This window comes from Hymenobacter gummosus (genome assembly GCF_003970915.1).
GTDB classification, from domain to species: domain Bacteria; phylum Bacteroidota; class Bacteroidia; order Cytophagales; family Hymenobacteraceae; genus Solirubrum; species Solirubrum gummosum.
Genome location: NZ_RXOF01000016.1, coordinates 1 through 15,242, shown reverse-complemented (window position 1 = coordinate 15,242; position 15,242 = coordinate 1). Strand labels below are relative to the sequence as shown.

Genomic DNA, 15,242 nt, shown 5'->3' with positions numbered 1-15,242 from the left:
GGCATCCATGACAGTCGTGCGGGAGCTGCTACCCCAAACAAAAAGCGCTGATTCGGGGCGAATCAGCGCTTTTTACGGCTGGCTTATCAGGTCAGGCTTAGCGCCGGCGCCCGAAGAAGCGCAGCAGGTACAGGAACAGGTTCACGAAGTCGAGGTAGAGCGTGAGGGCGCCCCACACGGCGGCTTTGCGGTCCAGCTCCTCGTCTTCGAGGCCCACGAAGGCCATGGCTTTGACCTTCTGGGTGTCGTAGGCCGTGAGGGCCACGAACAGCAGCACGCCGATGCTGGACAGAATCCAGTAGAAGGTGCCGTTGTGCCAGAACAGGTTGACGAGCGAGGCCAGGAACAGGCCGACCAGGGCCATAAACAGCAGGTTGCCCCAGCTGCTGAGGTCGGTGCGGGTGAAGTAGCCGTAGAGGCTCATGGCTCCGAAGGTGCCGGCCGTGATGAAGAACACCGAGCCCACGCTGTCGGCCGTGTACACCATGAAGACGATGCCCAGCGTGAGGCCGTTGAGCACGGAGTAAGCCGCGAAGGCCCCGATGGCCTGGCTGGCCGACATGCTCATCAGCCGGGCGCCGATGTAGCCGACCAGGAATATTTCCAGCAGCAGCATCGCCCAGAATACCAGCCGGTTGCCGAATACCAGCTCCTGCAAATCGGAGGAAGCGCCCACGAGCATGGCCACGCCGCCCGACACGGCCAGGGCGCCGGCCATCCAGCCGTATACCTGCGTCATAAAGCGCGCCTGAATGGCCGCGGCCTCCTCGGCCGACAGCATAATCTGGGTTTCCCGCGGCTCCTGGGCCTGGTCGGGGGTGAAGTTTTCCATCGGAGAAACGGTGGGGAATAGAAAGTGAGAAAACGAGTGGACGATAAGGGCCGAAAAATAGCACGGCGCCGCCGCCCGCCCAACGTGCCCGGACCTTCAGCCGGCCAGCAGGCGCAGGGCGGTAAAGCCCAGCAGGGCCACCAGGCCCAGGCCCATTATCCAGAGGCCGTGCACCCGGTCGTGGGCCGAGAAGGTGTGGTGCTGGCGGCCGTCGGGCAGGGTTTCGCGGCTGGAGTACAGGTGCCAGCCGAGCAGAATGCCCCCTACCCCGCCCAGCAGGGCCGTGACGTAGCCCCAGATCAGCCAGCCGGGGCGGCTGCGCTCGGGCGCGGGCAGCTGGCGGGCCTGGTCGGTGTGGAGCTGCTGCAGGCCCTGCACCTCGGGGGCGTGGCCGCGCTGGCGCAGCAGGTGCTCGGCCAGCTGCACGTCGTAGCGGCTCCAGTCGGCGCGGTGAGCCAGTACGTCCATCAGCTCCTGGTCGGTGAAGCCAAACAGGTAGTGCCCGGGGTCGGCGTCGGCAATGAGGCGGCGGTTTTCCTCGTCCTGCAGGGCATTGGCCCGGGGCACGTCGGCGGGGCGCAGGTGCACCAGGTAGCCCTGGTGGGCGTCGTGGAAGGCGAAGCTGGGCTCGGCGGCGGGCCGGGTGCGGCTGGTCTGGTACGGAATGTCGTGCTCTTCGAGCAGGGCCAGCAACGCCTGGGCGGCGCCGGCGGTGGAAAACTGCTGGTACTGGATAAAGCCGGAATCGGGCATCGGGACGCGAAGTGTAATAACGGAACAAGATAACAGCCGCCGTCGGCCAGGCAACACCGCTCCTTGGGGAAAGGCGGGGAGTTTCGGGCCGCCCCCCGATATTGCCGGCCCTATGCCTACCTCCCGCCGCGTCCGCAACGAGCAGCTGCCGACCATTCGCCCCAATTACCCCGGCAACCTGCTGGTCGGCCGCCAGTTTGCCAACGCCGACGAGCAGCTCTACGAGCCCACCTTCTCGAACGTGCTGCGCTGGAAAGTGCTGCAGAAAAACCCGCAGGCCGAGGCCAAAAAGCTCGATACCTGGGCGCCCGCGGTGCAGGACTGCGCCGCGCAGCTGCGCCAGCCCGCCGAGGGCACGCTCATCTGGCTGGGCCACGCCTCGTTCTGGCTGCGCTGGGGCGGCAAGACGTTTCTATTCGACCCGGTGCTGTTCGATTTGCCCCTCATCAAGCGCCGCCACGCCCTGCCCTGCGCCCCTTCGGACCTCACCGGCATCGACTACCTGCTGCTCAGCCACGGCCACCGCGACCATCTCGACGACTACTCCATCCGGCTGCTGGCCCGGCAGAACCCGCGCCTGCAGGTGCTCGGGCCGCTGCGGGTGGCGGGGCTGCTGCGGCGCACGGCGGGCACGCTGCCGCCCACCCAGGAAGCCGGCTGGTGGCAGCAGTTCGACCTCGGCCCCGACGCCGCGCTGGAGGTGTTCTACCTGCCCGCCGCCCACTGGCACCGCCGCGGCCTGGCCGACTTGAACACCGTGCTCTGGGGCTCGTTTCTGCTGCGCGACCAAGCCAGCGGCCGCACCCTGTACTTCGGCGGCGACTCGGCCTACGGCCCGCACTACGAGCAGATTGAGGCGCAGTTCGGGCCGCTGGACGTGGTGCTGCTGCCCATCGGGGCCTACAAGCCGGCCTTTATGATGCAGCGCAGCCACATGAACCCCAACGAGGCGGCCAAAGTCAGCAACCAGCTGCGCGCCGGCCACTTCATTCCCATGCACTACGGCACCTTCGATTTGAGCGACGAGCCGGCCTCCGAGCCGCTGCGCATCCTGGAGCAGATTGGGGCCGAAGGCTGGCTGAACGCCCAGCTGCACACGCCCGCCGTGGGCCAGCCCCTGCGCCTCGACGACATGGAGTAGCCGCAGGCAAAGCTGGCGCCGGTTTAGGAGCCGCAGGCGACGTAACCGGTGCCCGACATAAAGCAGGTTTTCAACCTGCGTCGAACGTTGCTGTATTCTGCCGGAACACGACTGGTCCGGACGCCCGACGCAGGCTGAAAGCCTGCCTGATTGGGGGCACCGGTTACGTCGCCGGCGGCTCCTAAACCGGCGCCAGTTCTCCGCCCGTGGCCCCAGCTCGACCTTAACACCAGCCGGGCCAGCGCGTAGGTGCAGGCGGGCGGCCGGATGCTCCGGCCGCCGCGCACCCAAACCCAACCGACGATGCTGTTCGACAAACTGGAAACCCTGGACGATTTGCTGCTGATGTGCCTGAAGGACCTCTACAGCGCCGAAACCCAACTGGTAGAAGCCCTGCCGCAGATGGCCGCCGCGGCCAAGGACGGCCGCCTGCGCCGCGGCTTCGAGCGGCACCTGCGCGAGACGGAGGAGCAGGTGCAGCGCCTGGAGCGCATCGGCAAGTCCCTGAATCAGGACCTGAGCGGCGAAACCTGCGTGGCCATGAAGGGCCTCATCAAGGAAGGCCAGAAGCTGATGTCGGAAAACGCCACCGACGAAGTAATGGATGCGGCCCTGATCGGGGCTTCACAGAAAATCGAGCACTATGAAATAGCGGCCTACGGCACCGCCGCCCACTACGCCGAGCGCCTGGGCTACACCGACGCGGCTGAGCTGCTGCGCAAGACGCTGGAGGAAGAGCAGCTCACCGACACCAAGCTCAACGAGCTGGCCAAGAACTACCTGAACCAGAAAGCGGAGTAGGTCCGGTACGCCGCAAGCGGTAACATTGGCCGTCATTGCGAGGAGGCACGACATTCCGCGCATCAAGCGGCGTCAAGCTTTCCTCCAGTAGCACTGCCGACCCAATACTTACTATCCAAAAACGGCCCCGCCCGAAACTCCAAATGCGAAGTTTCGGGCGGGGCCATTTTCGTTCGGATGCTTTTTCGGTTGCTGCCAGTCTAGCCGTTTGTACCGCGAGATGAAAGATTAGCTACGTCTTCCTGTGGTTGCCGCGGCTACGCTTCGCAATGACTACGGGGTTAACCGTTTGCTTGCGCTACCGGATTTTGCCCTGCAAGTCCCAGTGGCTGTGCTGCACGTCGAGGGTGCCGGGCACGCGCTTGATGGTGCGGGTGTACCGCTCGCCGGCAATGGCGCCATCGGGCCGGCGGCGGCCAAAGAACAACAGCATCGGCTCCCCGTGCTCGTTGGTGAGGAAGGTGATGTCGTAGCCCTTAAATACGTCGTCGATGCGGGTTTTGGGCTCGTACTTCTTGCTGAGCTTTTTATCCAGTTCGGGGTGCAGGGGCATAAGCGGGCAGGAAAGGTGTTGCCTCACTGTACGCAGCGGCCAGCGGCCCGTTTTGGTCGAGCTAGGCGGCTGCGGCCAACTTTTTAGCGGCGGTCGGCTTTACCTTACCGGCACATCCGTTCCGCGCTTATGACTGCTCTGCTCGACCGCCTTGGCATCCGGCACCCCATTATTCAGGCCCCGATGGCCGGCGTTTCTACCCCGGCTCTGGCCGCGGCCGTGTCGGAGGCTGGGGCGCTGGGCTCCGTGGCCGCGGGTACGGCCCCGGCCGCGGCCCTGGCCCAGCAGATAGCGGAAGTGCGCGCCCGCACCGGCCGGCCCTTCAACGTCAACCTGTTCTGCCACCAGCCGCCCGCGCCCGATGCGGCGGGCGACGCGGCCTGGCTGGCTTACCTGCGCCCCTTCTTCGCCGAATTCGACGCCGAGCCGCCCGCCACGCTGGCCGCGCCCTACCCCAGCTTCGTGGACAACGACGAGCTGCTGCGCCTGCTGCTGGAGCTGCGCCCACCGGTGGTCAGCTTCCACTTCGGCCTGCCCCCGGCCGACAAGCTGGCGGCCCTGCGCGCCACGGGCGCCGCGCTGCTGGCCAGCGCCACCACCCCGGCCGAAGCCCGGCTGGCCGCCGCAGCCGGCCTCGATGCCGTGGTGGCCCAGGGTGTGGAAGCCGGCGGGCACCGCGGCGTGTTTCGGCCCGAGCTGGGCGACGCCGGCCTGGGCACCCTGGCCCTGACGCGCCTGCTGGGGCGGGAGCTGCGCCTGCCGGTAATAGCCGCCGGCGGCCTCATGGACGGGGCCGGCATTGCCGCGGTGCTGCGCCTGGGTGCCGCGGCCGCTCAGCTCGGCACCGCCTTCGTGGCCTGCCCCGAGTCGGCGGCCGATGCGGCGTACCGGGCCCGGCTGCTCAGCCCCGACCAGCCGCCCACGGCCATTACCAGCGTCATTTCGGGCCGGCCGGCCCGCGGCTTCGTCGGGCGCTTCACCGCGGAAGTAGATGGGCCGGGGCGGCCGGCGGTAGCGGCTTACCCGCGGGCCTACGAGGCCGGCCGGGCGCTGATTGCGGCGGCGCGGGCACAGGGCAGCCCCGACTTTGCGGTGCAGTGGGCCGGGCAGGGTGCGCCGCTGGCCCGGGCCCTGCCGGCCGCCGAGCTGGTGCGGACGCTGGTAGCCGAGCTGAGGGCTGCGGCGGGATAAGGCTGGCGCCGGTTGCGCCGACTTCGACGGCCAGACCGGCGCCTATCAGCAAGCAGGTTTTTAACCTGCGGACAGCGTTGTCGAGCTGACTCAACCGCTCGTTCGGGCGCCGGACGCAGGCTGAAAGCCTGTCTTATTTTCGGCGCCGGTTACGCCGCTGCGCGGCTAAACCGGCGCCAGCCTGCTGAAGTCTGCCACGGGGGTGGCATTGCGTATCTTTGCCGCCTACTTTTCCCGCCTATGTCGCCCACCCTGGTTCTGAGCCTGATTGCCGGCTACTTCGTCATTCTCATCATCATTGCCTTCCTGACCTCGCGCAAGGCTACCAGCGCCTCGTTTTTCGTGGCCAACCGCAACGCGCCCTGGTACATGGTGGCCTTCGCCATGATTGGCACCTCCCTGTCGGGCGTGAGCTTTATTTCGGTGCCGGGCATGGTGCACGCGCAGGCCTGGAGCTACATGGCCGTGGTGCTGGGCTACCTAGTGGGCTATCTGGTTATCGGCACGGTGCTGCTGCCCCTGTACTACCGGCTCAACCTGGTCAGCATTTACACCTACCTGGAAAAGCGCTTCGGCTTCTGGAGCTACAAGACCGGGGCGGCCCTGTTCCTGATTTCCCGCGCCATCGGGGCGGCGCTGCGCCTGTACGTGGTGGCCGGGGTGCTGCAGTTTGCCGTGTTCGACCAGCTGGGCGTGCCCTTCGCCGTGACGGTGGCCGTGAGCATCCTGCTCATCTACCTCTACACCTTCCGCGGCGGCCTGAGCACCATTCTCTGGACCGACACCTTCCAGACGCTGGCCATGCTCACCTGCGTGGCCGTGAGCGTGTACCTGATTTCGGAGGAGCTGAACCTGGGCTTCGCGCAGGTGGTCAGCACCATCAAGAACTCGGACATGTCGCGCATCTTCTTCTGGGAGTGGACGGACTCGCGCAAGTTCTGGACGCAGTTCGTCTCGGGCATCTTCATCACCATCGTGATGACCGGCCTTGATCAGGACCTGATGCAGAAAAACCTGAGCTGCCGCTCCCTCAAGGACGCGCAGAAGAACATGTTCTGGTTTGCCCTCATCCTGGTGCCGGTCAACATGCTGTTCCTGTCGCTGGGCGTGCTGCTCTACCAATACGCCGCCGCCAAGGGCATTCAGCTACCCGTGGGGCCCACCGGCAAGATTATCGGCGACGACGTGTTTCCGATGCTGGCCACCCAGCACTTCTCCCTGTTTGCGGGCATCATCTTCATCCTGGGCATCATTGCCGTCACCTATTCCTCCGCCGACTCGGCCCTGACGGCCCTGACCACCTCCTTCTGCGTGGACTTCCTCAACATCGGCCGGCACCCGGAGGAGCGGCAGACCACGCTGCGCCACCGCACCCACCTCATGTTTACGGTGGTGCTGGTGGTGATTATCCTGATTTTCCGGGCCCTGAACGACCAGTCGCTCATCACGGCCGTGTTCAAGGCGGCCGGCTACACCTACGGGCCGATGCTGGGCCTGTTTGCCTTCGGCATCTTCACCCGGCGCCAGCTCCTCGACAAATACGTACCCTGGATGTGCGTGTGGCCGCCGGTGGCCTGCTATTTCCTCGACCGGTGCTCCGAAGTCCTGCTCGGCGGCTACAAGTTCGGCTTCGAGATTCTGCTGGTGAACGGGCTGTTCACTTTCCTGGGCTTGCTGGCCATTTCGCGCCCGGCCGAAGTAGGCTCCGCGGTGAACCCCGCTGCCCGCGAATTGGTTAGCTAAGCCGTACCTTTGCGCCGCGCGCCGGCGCCTTTCTTCACCCGCTTCTCCCCGCCGTGAAATATCATTTGCTCTTCATCCTGCTGCTGGCAACTTGCGCCAGCGCCGCGGCTCAGCAGCGCCGCCCGCCCAATGTGCGCGGCCCGGTGGTCATGCGCGCCGACCAGATGCGCCCCCAGCTGAAGCCCGGTGAAAACCGCCCCGACGTGGCGCCCTCCTACCCCGGTGGGCAGCCCGCCCTGAGCGAGTTTATCCAGCAGAATGTGAAGACGCCGCAGGCCCTGCTCGACCAGCAGAAGTCGGGCATCGTCTTCACCAGCTTCAACGTGGGCGAGGACGGCCGCCTGACCAACGTCAAGGTGGAGAAGGGCTTCACGCCCGAGGCCGACGCCGAAGCCCTGCGCGTGCTGGCGCTGATGCCGGCTTGGAAACCCGCCACCCGCAAGGGCAAGCCCGTGGCCGTCGACGTGACGCTGGCCGTGCCCGTGGGCCACTCCGGCGAGTTGATTGTGGAGAAGGGTAAAGTAAAATTCGAGTAACTACGTCAGGTGAAATGGTGAGCTGGTGAAATGGTGAGTGACGTGCTGGCATCCCGAACGTCAAACTCACCACTTCACCAACTCACCATTTCACCGTTCAGAAGATGGCAGCCAGAAGCGGAATGAATACCAGCGGCCAGGTGGGGGCCGATGTACCCAAAGTCAAGCTCACCAAAGAAAACTTCCAGCGCGGCATGCGGATTTTCCGCTTCGTGCTGCCGTACAAAGTTCCGTTTATCCTGGGCCTGCTGCTGCTGCTGCTCAGCAGCATTTCCACGATGGTGATGCCCAAGATGCTGGGCTACCTCGTCAACATTGCCAACCACCAAGCGCACACGCTGCCGCGCTTTCTGCCCAAGACGATTACCGGCATTGCGCTGGTGCTGTTCGGCGTGGTGCTGCTGCAGGGGCTGTTTTCCTTTCTACGCATCTTCTTCTTCTCGCGCGTCAGCGAGTTCTCGGTGCGCGACATTCGCCGCACGCTCTACCAGAAGCTCGTTACGCTGCCGATTCCCTTCTTCGAGCAGCGCCGGGTGGGCGAAATTACCTCCCGCCTGACCTCCGACGTGGCCAATATCCAGGACACATTTACGCTGACGCTGGCCGAGTTTCTGCGCCAGATTCTGACCCTGCTAGCCGGCGTGGCTTTCATCATGTGGGAGTCGTGGCGGCTGTCGTTGTTTATGCTGGCCACGTTTCCGCCGCTGGTGCTGATGGCTTTCTTGTTTGGGCGCAGCATCCGCAAGCTTTCCAAGCAAACCCAGGACGAGCTGGCCAAGACCAACGTCATCGTGGAAGAGACCATGCAGGGAATCAATTCGGTGAAGGCCTTTACCAGTGAGCAGCACGAGGTAAGCCGCTACGGAGCCGGCCTGAACCGCACCGTGGAAGCGGCCCTGAAAGCCAGCGTGTTCCGCGGCGGCTTCGTGTCGTTTATCATCGTGGCCATCTTCGGCGGCATCTTCCTGGTGCTCTGGCGCGGCGCCTCGTACGTGGAGCTGCCCGCCTCCGACCCGCGCCACCTGCCCATGGGCGACCTGGTGTCGTTTATCCTCTACACCATGTTTATCGGCGCTTCGGTGGCCGGGCTGGGCGAGATGTACGGCAAGATTCAGAGCAGCCTGGGCGCCTCGGAGCGCATTCTGGAAATCCTGGACGAAGAATCGGAGCCGGTGCACCAGCCGCGGCCAGCCGGCACGGCGCCGCTCCAGGTGCACGGTGACATTGAGTACGAGCACGTGCAGTTCCGCTACCCCACGCGGCCCGATCTGCAGGTGCTCAAGGACATCAGCTTCCACATCGAGGCCGGGGAGAAAGTAGCTTTGGTGGGCCCCTCGGGTGCGGGCAAGAGTACCATTGTGCAGCTGCTCATGCACCTGTACCCGCTCAGCGGCGGCTCCATCCGCGTGGACGGGCGCGACATCAACGAGCTGGACCTGACGGAGCTGCGCCAGCACATCGGCATCGTGCCCCAGGAAACGCTGCTGTTCGGCGGCACCATCCGCGAGAACATTCTCTACGGCCGCCCCGGCGCCCCGGAGGCTGACGTGGTCGACGCGGCCCGGCGGGCTAACGCCTGGCAGTTTATCCAGTCGTTTCCCGAGGGGCTGGATACGGTGGTGGGCGAGCGGGGCATCAAGCTCTCGGGCGGACAGCGGCAGCGCATTGCCATTGCCCGCGCCATCCTGAAAAACCCCGCCATCCTGCTGCTCGACGAAGCCACCTCGGCCCTCGACTCCGAGAGCGAGCAGCTAGTGCAGCAGGCCATGGACGAGCTGATGCAGAACCGCACCAGCATCATCATTGCCCACCGCCTGAGCACCATCCGCAAAGTCGACAAGATTCTGGTTATCGACGGCGGGCGCATCGTGGAGCAGGGCACACACGAGGAGCTGAGCCACGACGAGCACGGGCAGTACGCCCACCTGCTCAAGCTGCAGCTGCAGCCGTCGTAGTATATCTTTACTTCACACCTAACGCTTGTTAATCATGCAGTTCACCGCAATCATCCAAGAAGGCGAAAATGGCTGGCTAGTTGGTCAACTAGAGGAACTACCAGCCGTTATCGAGCAAGGAAAAAATGTAGAGGAGTTGAAAGCAAATCTGCTTTCGGCACTAAATTTCTACTTAGAGACGCAGCGCGAACAAACTAAGCGGGGCTATGTTGGACAGAAAGTAACTCGTGAATTATTATTGGTTGCCTGATGAAGCGGCTGGAGCTGATTCAACACCTGACTAAGCACGGCTGCATCCTCTTGCGGGAGGGCGCAAACCATTCAATTTACGTCAATACGGCTACTGGTCAGCAATCAACTGTTGGCCGTCATCGTGAGTTGGACAACTTAATGTGCCGGATAATTTGTCGTCAATTAGGCATTCCTATTATTGCATAGCGTAGTTGCTTTTCAATTATGCAAAACAGAATTACCATTGTCTTTAATGATAATCATTTGGATAGCGAAACAGTCATCCAACTGGTATACGAGTGCATGGATAGGAATGTAGCGCTTGAAGACGTATCAGGGCATTCTCGCAACACCGTGGCGTTCATCATCCACGGTTTTGCTTCCGAATTATCATTTTACCGTCTTGGGAGCAGATTACAACGCCTTGACCCTTTCGTTCGGTTCTTGGTTGATGGAAAGTCCTACTGATTAGCCGTTGTTTCCAGCGCTGCCGGACTTGCAACTACGCGCGGGTATCAACCAGTATATTCACACGTGGCAGCGGCAACAGTTATCCAGGTTCTACGCTACTTTCCCATAAGCTCCAGCTCTTTCAACCCCGCCTGGCTAACTTGCCCCGATGCAGCCGATTGTTATTGCCGACGTGACGGTGTCATTGAAGGATTTTATTCACTTTCACAAGCAGCTACTGGGCTGGCGGGCCTGGGCCCTGCGCCTGGCTCCGGCAGCCGTGCTCCTGTATTTTCTCTGGTCAAGTGGCACCATCTTTCCCTCCACAGGCTGGGGTATCGTTACTTCCGGGCTTATCGTAGCCGCGCTGCTGGTGCTGGGTCATTTCTCCCTGCGCCGGGCGCTGCGGAAGACCTACCGGGGCAATCCAGTGTTCAGCCAGCCCCTCAGCTATACGCTTACCGATGAGGCCATTGCCATGGTCAGCTCGGCCGGGCAAGGCACCTTCCAATGGGCCGCCATCCGCAAGGTGCAGTCGTTGCCGGGCTGGTGGCTACTGAACACCACCAATAGCACCACCATTTTCCTGCAGACCAGCCGGGTGCAGCCCCCCCGCTACCGCCGACGACGTAACGGCCCTGTTCCGGCGCCGTGGCCTGCTGTAACGCCCGCCCTCATGACGCCCATTATCATTCCGCAGGTTCACTTATCCTTCGGCCGGTATTTCTGGCTGGCCTGGCGCTTCACGCTGAAAACCAAGCCTTCCATGTGGCTCGTGGTTTTCCCGCTGCTATCCATCGTTTCCCTGGTGCGCGGGGCGGTGGCGGGCGACGCTCAGCCAACCGCTAATCCGGGCCTGGCGCTGCTGCAGCTGGTCGGTATAGCGGCGGTGCTGCTTATCCCCTACCAGATGTGGCGCACCTACCGTCGGGCGCCTCTGCTGAGCGGCTTCAATCGGTACGAGTTCAATGCCGACGGTCTGCTGCTTCAAAACGACGTGCAGCAGAGCCAGCTGGCGTGGGTGGCACTGCTACGGTTTCACCGCTTCGGGCGGTGGATTCTGCTGCTCAGCGGCGAACAGGTAGGGGTATACATCGACCTGGACCGGGTACAGGCCCCGCATACGGCCGCCGATGTGCTCCGGCTGCTGGAGCAGCACGGCATTCAGCGCGCCTGACCGCCACCATGCAAACCCGCTTGCGCGTCTCCTTCAACGCCAACTACCTGGATGGGCCCACGGTGCAGCAGCTGTTCTACGGCGCCATGGACGCCGGGGCCCGCTACAGCCGCGGCTTCAGCCCGGCGCCGGATACGGTCACGTTTACCATCTACGGGCCCTACACCCGGGTGTCGCTGCAGCGCTTCTGGCGCCTGCTGCACCACCACGACTCCTTCGCGCGCCTGCTGGTAGACGGGCTGCCGTACGCGGGCTGATTGCGACTTTTGCTAATATCATTGACAAAGCCAGCCGAATTAGCAAGCATACTTCAACCGAAAGCCGTACTTTTACCGCAACGTATCAACTCACTTACTCCTCTCTCATGTTGCTACAACACCGCGTTTCGCGGCTGGCCGGCTCGGTGCTGGCGGGCGTCCTTCTCCTGACCGCCTCGGCCGCGCAGGCTCAGCTCAACACCCCGGCCGCCAGCCCCAAAAGCACCGTGCAGCAGCGCGTAGGCCTCACCGACGTCACCATCACCTACTCGCGCCCCAGCGCCAAGGGCCGCGCCATCTTCGGCGAATTGGTGCCCTTCGGCAAGCGCTGGCGCACCGGCGCCAACCAGACCACCAGCATCAAGTTCTCGGACGACGTGACGGTGGAAGGCAAGAAGATTCCGGCCGGGGAGTACGGCATCTACACTATTCCGAACAAGGCGGAGTGGCTGGTGGTGTTCAACAAGAACCTCAAGCAGGGCGCCAACGTCGACGGCTTCAAGGACGACGAGGACGTGGCCCGCGTGAGCATCAAGCCCTACAAGCTGGCTTCGAAGGTGGAAACCTTCACCATCAACTTCGCCGACATGACCCCGGCCACGGCCAACGTGGACATGCAGTGGGAGCTGACCGGCGCCAAGTTTAAAATCACGGCCGACGTGGAGCCCAAGGTAATGGCCCAGATCGACGAGAAAGTGGTGAAAAACGCCACGCCCGCCGCCAACGACCTGGCCGCCGCCGCCCTCTACTACTACGACAACGGCAAGGACCTGAACCAGGCCCTGACCTGGATTCAGAAGGCCAACGAGAAGGAGCCCAAGTTCTGGAACGTGCACACCGAAGCCAAAATCAAGCTGAAGCTCAAGGACTACAAGGGCGCCACGGCCTCGGCCGAACAGTCGCGCACCCTGGCCCTGGAGGCCAAGAACGTGGACTACGTGAAGCTGAACGAGGCCCTGATGATTGACGCCAAGAACGGGGAGCTGAAGCCCGCCGGCGACGCCAAGGTGAAAGTAAAAACCGAGGACAAGAAGGGCGAGGAGAAAACCAAGGTGAAAGCCGAGGTGAAGAAGGACAAGGCCGAGGTGAAAGCCGAAAGCAAAGAGGTGAAGGACAAGGCCCTCTACAAGCCGAAGGAAGACAAGAAGAGCTAACCTGCTTTCCGTCTGACGGAAAAAGGCCCGCTGCCATCCGGTAGCGGGCCTTTTTTTGTCGAGGCTGGCGCCGGTTACGCCGTCGAAGACGGCGTAACCGGTGCCTGAAATAAGGCAGGCTTTCAGCCTGCGGCCGGCGCCTGGACGACCAGTTCCGCCCGAGGTAACAACGCGGTACGCAGGTTGGAAACCTGCTTTATGGTGGGCACCGGTTACGCCGTCTTCGACGGCTAAACCGGCGCCAGGGCGCGTTTGGCGGGTTCGGGCCAGAGGCGCTGGAGCAGTTCGGCGAGCAGCATCACGGCGGCGCAGCCGAGGAGGTTGTACCAGAGGTAGGCAATGTCGGTGAGCCAGAAGCAGAGCACGGTGGCCAGCTGCACGGCGGCGGCGGCCCAGAACACGGCCCGGCCGTGAACGTGCTTCAGGAAGAAGGCTACGGCGAAAATGCCCAGGATGGTGCCGTAGAACAGGGAGCCAAGGATGTTGACGGCCTGAATGAGGTTTTCCATGCGGGCCGCAAACAGGGCGAAGCCAATGCCGAGCACGCCCCAGCCCACGGTGGCCCAGCGCGAGACGCGCACCAGGTGGGCCTCGGTGGGCAGCTGGCGGCGGGTGAAGGGGCGGTATAGGTCGATGAGGGTGGTGGAGCCCAGGGAGTTCAGGCCGCCGGCGGCGCTGCCGAGGGCGGCGCTGAGCACCACGGCTATCAGCAGGCCGACGAGGCCCTGGGGCAGGTAGCGCAGCACAAAGGAGATGAACACGTAGTCGGTGTCTTTGGCGTCGGTGGCGGGGGCGGCTTGCTTGACCAGGGCCTGCCAATCGGTGCGCAGTCCGGCGGTAGCGGCCTGGGTGGCCTGCAGGCGCTGCTCGGCTACGGTTTGGGCGGCCGCATCGTGGGCGTGGCGGGCGGTGATGAGGGTGGTGGCGGTTTGCTGCTGGGCCTGCTGGATGAGGGCGTACTCCTGCTCCAGGCGGCGGGCCTGGGGGGCCTGGGGGCTGCTCATCACCTGCTCGTAGAGGGGGCGGTTGAAGCTGAGCGGGGCGGGCTGGAAGAGGTAGAACACGAACAAGAGCACGCCGATAAGCAGAATGCCGAGCTGCATGGGCACTTTCACCAGGCCGTTCATGAGCAGGCCGAGGCGGCTTTGGGTGATGCTCTGCCCCGAGAGGTAGCGCTGCACCTGGCTTTGGTCGGTGCCGAAGTACGAGAGGGCCAGGAACAGGCCGCCCGTCATGCCGGTCCAGAAGTTGTAACGGTCGGTCCAGCTGAAATCGAAGCTCACCAGGTTGAGCTTGCCGAGGCGGCCGGCCAGGTGCAGGGCATCGGTGAAGCCGACCTGCGGGGGCAGGTAGTGCACCAGCAGGTAGCCGGCGGTGGCCATGCCGGCGAAGATGACGGCCACCTGGCCCTGCTGGGTGACGGTGACGGCGCGGGTACCGCCGCTGACGGTGTAGAGAATCATCACCGCGCCCAGCAGCAGCACGGTGAGGGACGGGTTCCAGCCCAGGATGGCGGACAGCACCAGCGCGGGGGCGTAGAGCGAGAGGCCGTTGCTGAAGCCGCGCTGCACCAGGAACAGGCCCGCGGCCAGGGTGCGGGTGCGGCGGTCGAAGCGCGTCTGCAGGTACTCGTAGGCGGTGTAGACGCGCAGGCGGTGGTAGATGGGCACGGCCACGACGGCAATCAGCACCATGGCCAGGGGCAGGCCGAAGTAGAACTGAATGAAGCGCATGCCGTCGGCGTAGGCCTGGCCGGGGGTGCTGAGGAAGGTAACGGCCGAGGCCTGGGTGGCAATGATGCTCAGGCCCACGCCCCACCAGCGCGTTTGGCGGCCGCCGAGCAGGTAGCCGTCGAGGGAGCGGCCGGCCTTGCGGGTGCGCCAGGTGCCGTAGCCGATGATGAACAGCAGGGTGCCGATGAGCACGGCCCAGTCGAGGGGGCTCATGCGGCGAAGTAGCGCGTTACAACTACCATCAGGGCTACTTCGGCGGCCAGGGCCAGCAGCACCAGCGCGTACCAGGCCCGCCACGAGGGCAGCAGCGGGGGGCGGGCGTCGTTGGCGGGGGCATCGGGAGGCGAAGCGGCGGGCTGGGGCATGGCGGGCGGGGCTGGGGTGCGGAAGGGACGCGGCCGCGGCGGCGCAGGTTGCGGGCGCAGCGCGGAGTCAGCCGGCAATATCGTGCCAGATGGCGGTAGCGGCGCGCTCGGAGGCAGTAGGTCGCGTCTGCGAGGTTGTAGGTGAATGCTCCGGGGCTGTAGGTAACATCTCTGGGGTAGTAGGTGGCATCTCCGAGGCTGTAGGTAACATCTCTGGGGTAGTAGGTGGCATCTCAGAGGCTGTAGCTTACCCAAGTTGCGGGTTACAGTCCGAAGCGGTCGATTGCGTGTACAAAGACGAAGAGGCCGATTTTAAGGGCGAAGCCGGCGGCCGTGGTGGCGTGGATCTTCTTGGGGAAGCGCTCAGTCA

16 protein-coding genes and 1 pseudogene are annotated in these 15,242 nt (G+C 64.1%); 11 read left to right on the top strand and 6 right to left on the bottom strand.

Annotated elements, in window-relative coordinates:
* Nucleotides 1-97: 97 nt before the first annotated feature.
* Complete coding sequence (locus EJV47_RS22065) at nucleotides 98-832, bottom strand: Bax inhibitor-1/YccA family protein (RefSeq protein WP_126695382.1); 735 nt, start codon at nucleotides 830-832, stop codon at nucleotides 98-100.
* Between the two features lie 96 nt (nucleotides 833-928).
* Nucleotides 929-1,585 carry a hypothetical protein gene (locus EJV47_RS22060; RefSeq protein ID WP_126695381.1) on the bottom strand — a complete coding sequence of 219 codons (657 nt, stop codon included), beginning with the start codon at nucleotides 1,583-1,585 and terminating at the stop codon, nucleotides 929-931.
* A gap of 112 nt (nucleotides 1,586-1,697) precedes the next feature.
* Between EJV47_RS22060 and EJV47_RS22055 the strand changes: the two genes are divergently transcribed.
* Complete coding sequence (locus EJV47_RS22055; RefSeq protein WP_126695380.1) at nucleotides 1,698-2,726, top strand: MBL fold metallo-hydrolase; 1,029 nt, start codon at nucleotides 1,698-1,700, stop codon at nucleotides 2,724-2,726.
* 303 nt (nucleotides 2,727-3,029) lie between these two features.
* On the top strand, nucleotides 3,030-3,527 hold the full coding sequence (locus EJV47_RS22050; RefSeq protein ID WP_126695379.1) for a YciE/YciF ferroxidase family protein: 498 nt from the start codon (nucleotides 3,030-3,032) through the stop codon (nucleotides 3,525-3,527).
* 298 nt (nucleotides 3,528-3,825) lie between these two features.
* Here EJV47_RS22050 and EJV47_RS22045 read toward each other — a convergent pair whose 3' ends face one another.
* The gene (locus EJV47_RS22045; protein ID WP_126695378.1) at nucleotides 3,826-4,080 is read right to left on the bottom strand and encodes a hypothetical protein; all 255 of its coding nucleotides are present in this window, start codon (nucleotides 4,078-4,080) and stop codon (nucleotides 3,826-3,828) included.
* Between the two features lie 129 nt (nucleotides 4,081-4,209).
* Here EJV47_RS22045 and EJV47_RS22040 point away from each other — a divergent pair, with 129 nt between their 5' ends.
* The 9 genes from EJV47_RS22040 to EJV47_RS22000 all read left to right on the top strand — a co-directional run bounded on the left by EJV47_RS22040 (nucleotide 4,210) and on the right by EJV47_RS22000 (nucleotide 12,774).
* Nucleotides 4,210-5,271, top strand: a complete 1,062-nt coding sequence (locus EJV47_RS22040; RefSeq protein ID WP_126695377.1) for an NAD(P)H-dependent flavin oxidoreductase — start codon at nucleotides 4,210-4,212, stop codon at nucleotides 5,269-5,271.
* Between the two features lie 240 nt (nucleotides 5,272-5,511).
* The gene (locus EJV47_RS22035; protein WP_126695376.1) at nucleotides 5,512-7,014 is read left to right on the top strand and encodes a sodium:solute symporter; all 1,503 of its coding nucleotides are present in this window, start codon (nucleotides 5,512-5,514) and stop codon (nucleotides 7,012-7,014) included.
* Nucleotides 7,015-7,067: 53 nt separating this feature from the next.
* The gene (locus EJV47_RS22030) at nucleotides 7,068-7,550 is read left to right on the top strand and encodes an energy transducer TonB (protein WP_126695375.1); all 483 of its coding nucleotides are present in this window, start codon (nucleotides 7,068-7,070) and stop codon (nucleotides 7,548-7,550) included.
* Nucleotides 7,551-7,654: 104 nt separating this feature from the next.
* Nucleotides 7,655-9,505, top strand: a complete 1,851-nt coding sequence (locus EJV47_RS22025; protein WP_243651272.1) for an ABC transporter ATP-binding protein — start codon at nucleotides 7,655-7,657, stop codon at nucleotides 9,503-9,505.
* A 34-nt stretch (nucleotides 9,506-9,539) separates the two neighbouring features.
* Nucleotides 9,540-9,755 carry a type II toxin-antitoxin system HicB family antitoxin gene (locus tag EJV47_RS28490; RefSeq protein WP_207895964.1) on the top strand — a complete coding sequence of 72 codons (216 nt, stop codon included), beginning with the start codon at nucleotides 9,540-9,542 and terminating at the stop codon, nucleotides 9,753-9,755.
* The gene (locus EJV47_RS28745; protein ID WP_126695373.1) at nucleotides 9,755-9,943 is read left to right on the top strand and encodes a type II toxin-antitoxin system HicA family toxin; all 189 of its coding nucleotides are present in this window, start codon (nucleotides 9,755-9,757) and stop codon (nucleotides 9,941-9,943) included. The genes EJV47_RS28490 and EJV47_RS28745 overlap by 1 nt, the downstream gene beginning before the upstream one ends.
* A 412-nt stretch (nucleotides 9,944-10,355) precedes the next feature.
* Nucleotides 10,356-11,363, top strand: a complete 1,008-nt coding sequence (locus tag EJV47_RS22010; protein ID WP_126695372.1) for a hypothetical protein — start codon at nucleotides 10,356-10,358, stop codon at nucleotides 11,361-11,363.
* Between the two features lie 8 nt (nucleotides 11,364-11,371).
* Nucleotides 11,372-11,620, top strand: coding sequence for a hypothetical protein (locus EJV47_RS22005; protein WP_126695371.1), 249 nt, complete (start codon nucleotides 11,372-11,374; stop codon nucleotides 11,618-11,620).
* A gap of 107 nt (nucleotides 11,621-11,727) precedes the next feature.
* Nucleotides 11,728-12,774 carry a DUF2911 domain-containing protein gene (locus tag EJV47_RS22000; protein WP_126695370.1) on the top strand — a complete coding sequence of 349 codons (1,047 nt, stop codon included), beginning with the start codon at nucleotides 11,728-11,730 and terminating at the stop codon, nucleotides 12,772-12,774.
* A gap of 230 nt (nucleotides 12,775-13,004) precedes the next feature.
* Here EJV47_RS22000 and EJV47_RS21995 read toward each other — a convergent pair whose 3' ends face one another.
* The 3 genes and pseudogenes from EJV47_RS21995 to EJV47_RS29170 all read right to left on the bottom strand — a co-directional run.
* Nucleotides 13,005-14,720 (bottom strand): sodium:solute symporter family protein, encoded by a 1,716-nt coding sequence (locus tag EJV47_RS21995; protein WP_126695369.1) that lies wholly within the window; start codon nucleotides 14,718-14,720, stop codon nucleotides 13,005-13,007.
* Complete coding sequence (locus tag EJV47_RS28180; RefSeq protein ID WP_165903876.1) at nucleotides 14,717-14,872, bottom strand: hypothetical protein; 156 nt, start codon at nucleotides 14,870-14,872, stop codon at nucleotides 14,717-14,719. Before EJV47_RS28180 ends, EJV47_RS21995 begins: the two co-directional genes overlap by 4 nt.
* A 263-nt stretch (nucleotides 14,873-15,135) precedes the next feature.
* Nucleotides 15,136-15,242: pseudogene (locus EJV47_RS29170) on the bottom strand (IS982 family transposase); the annotation flags it as partial.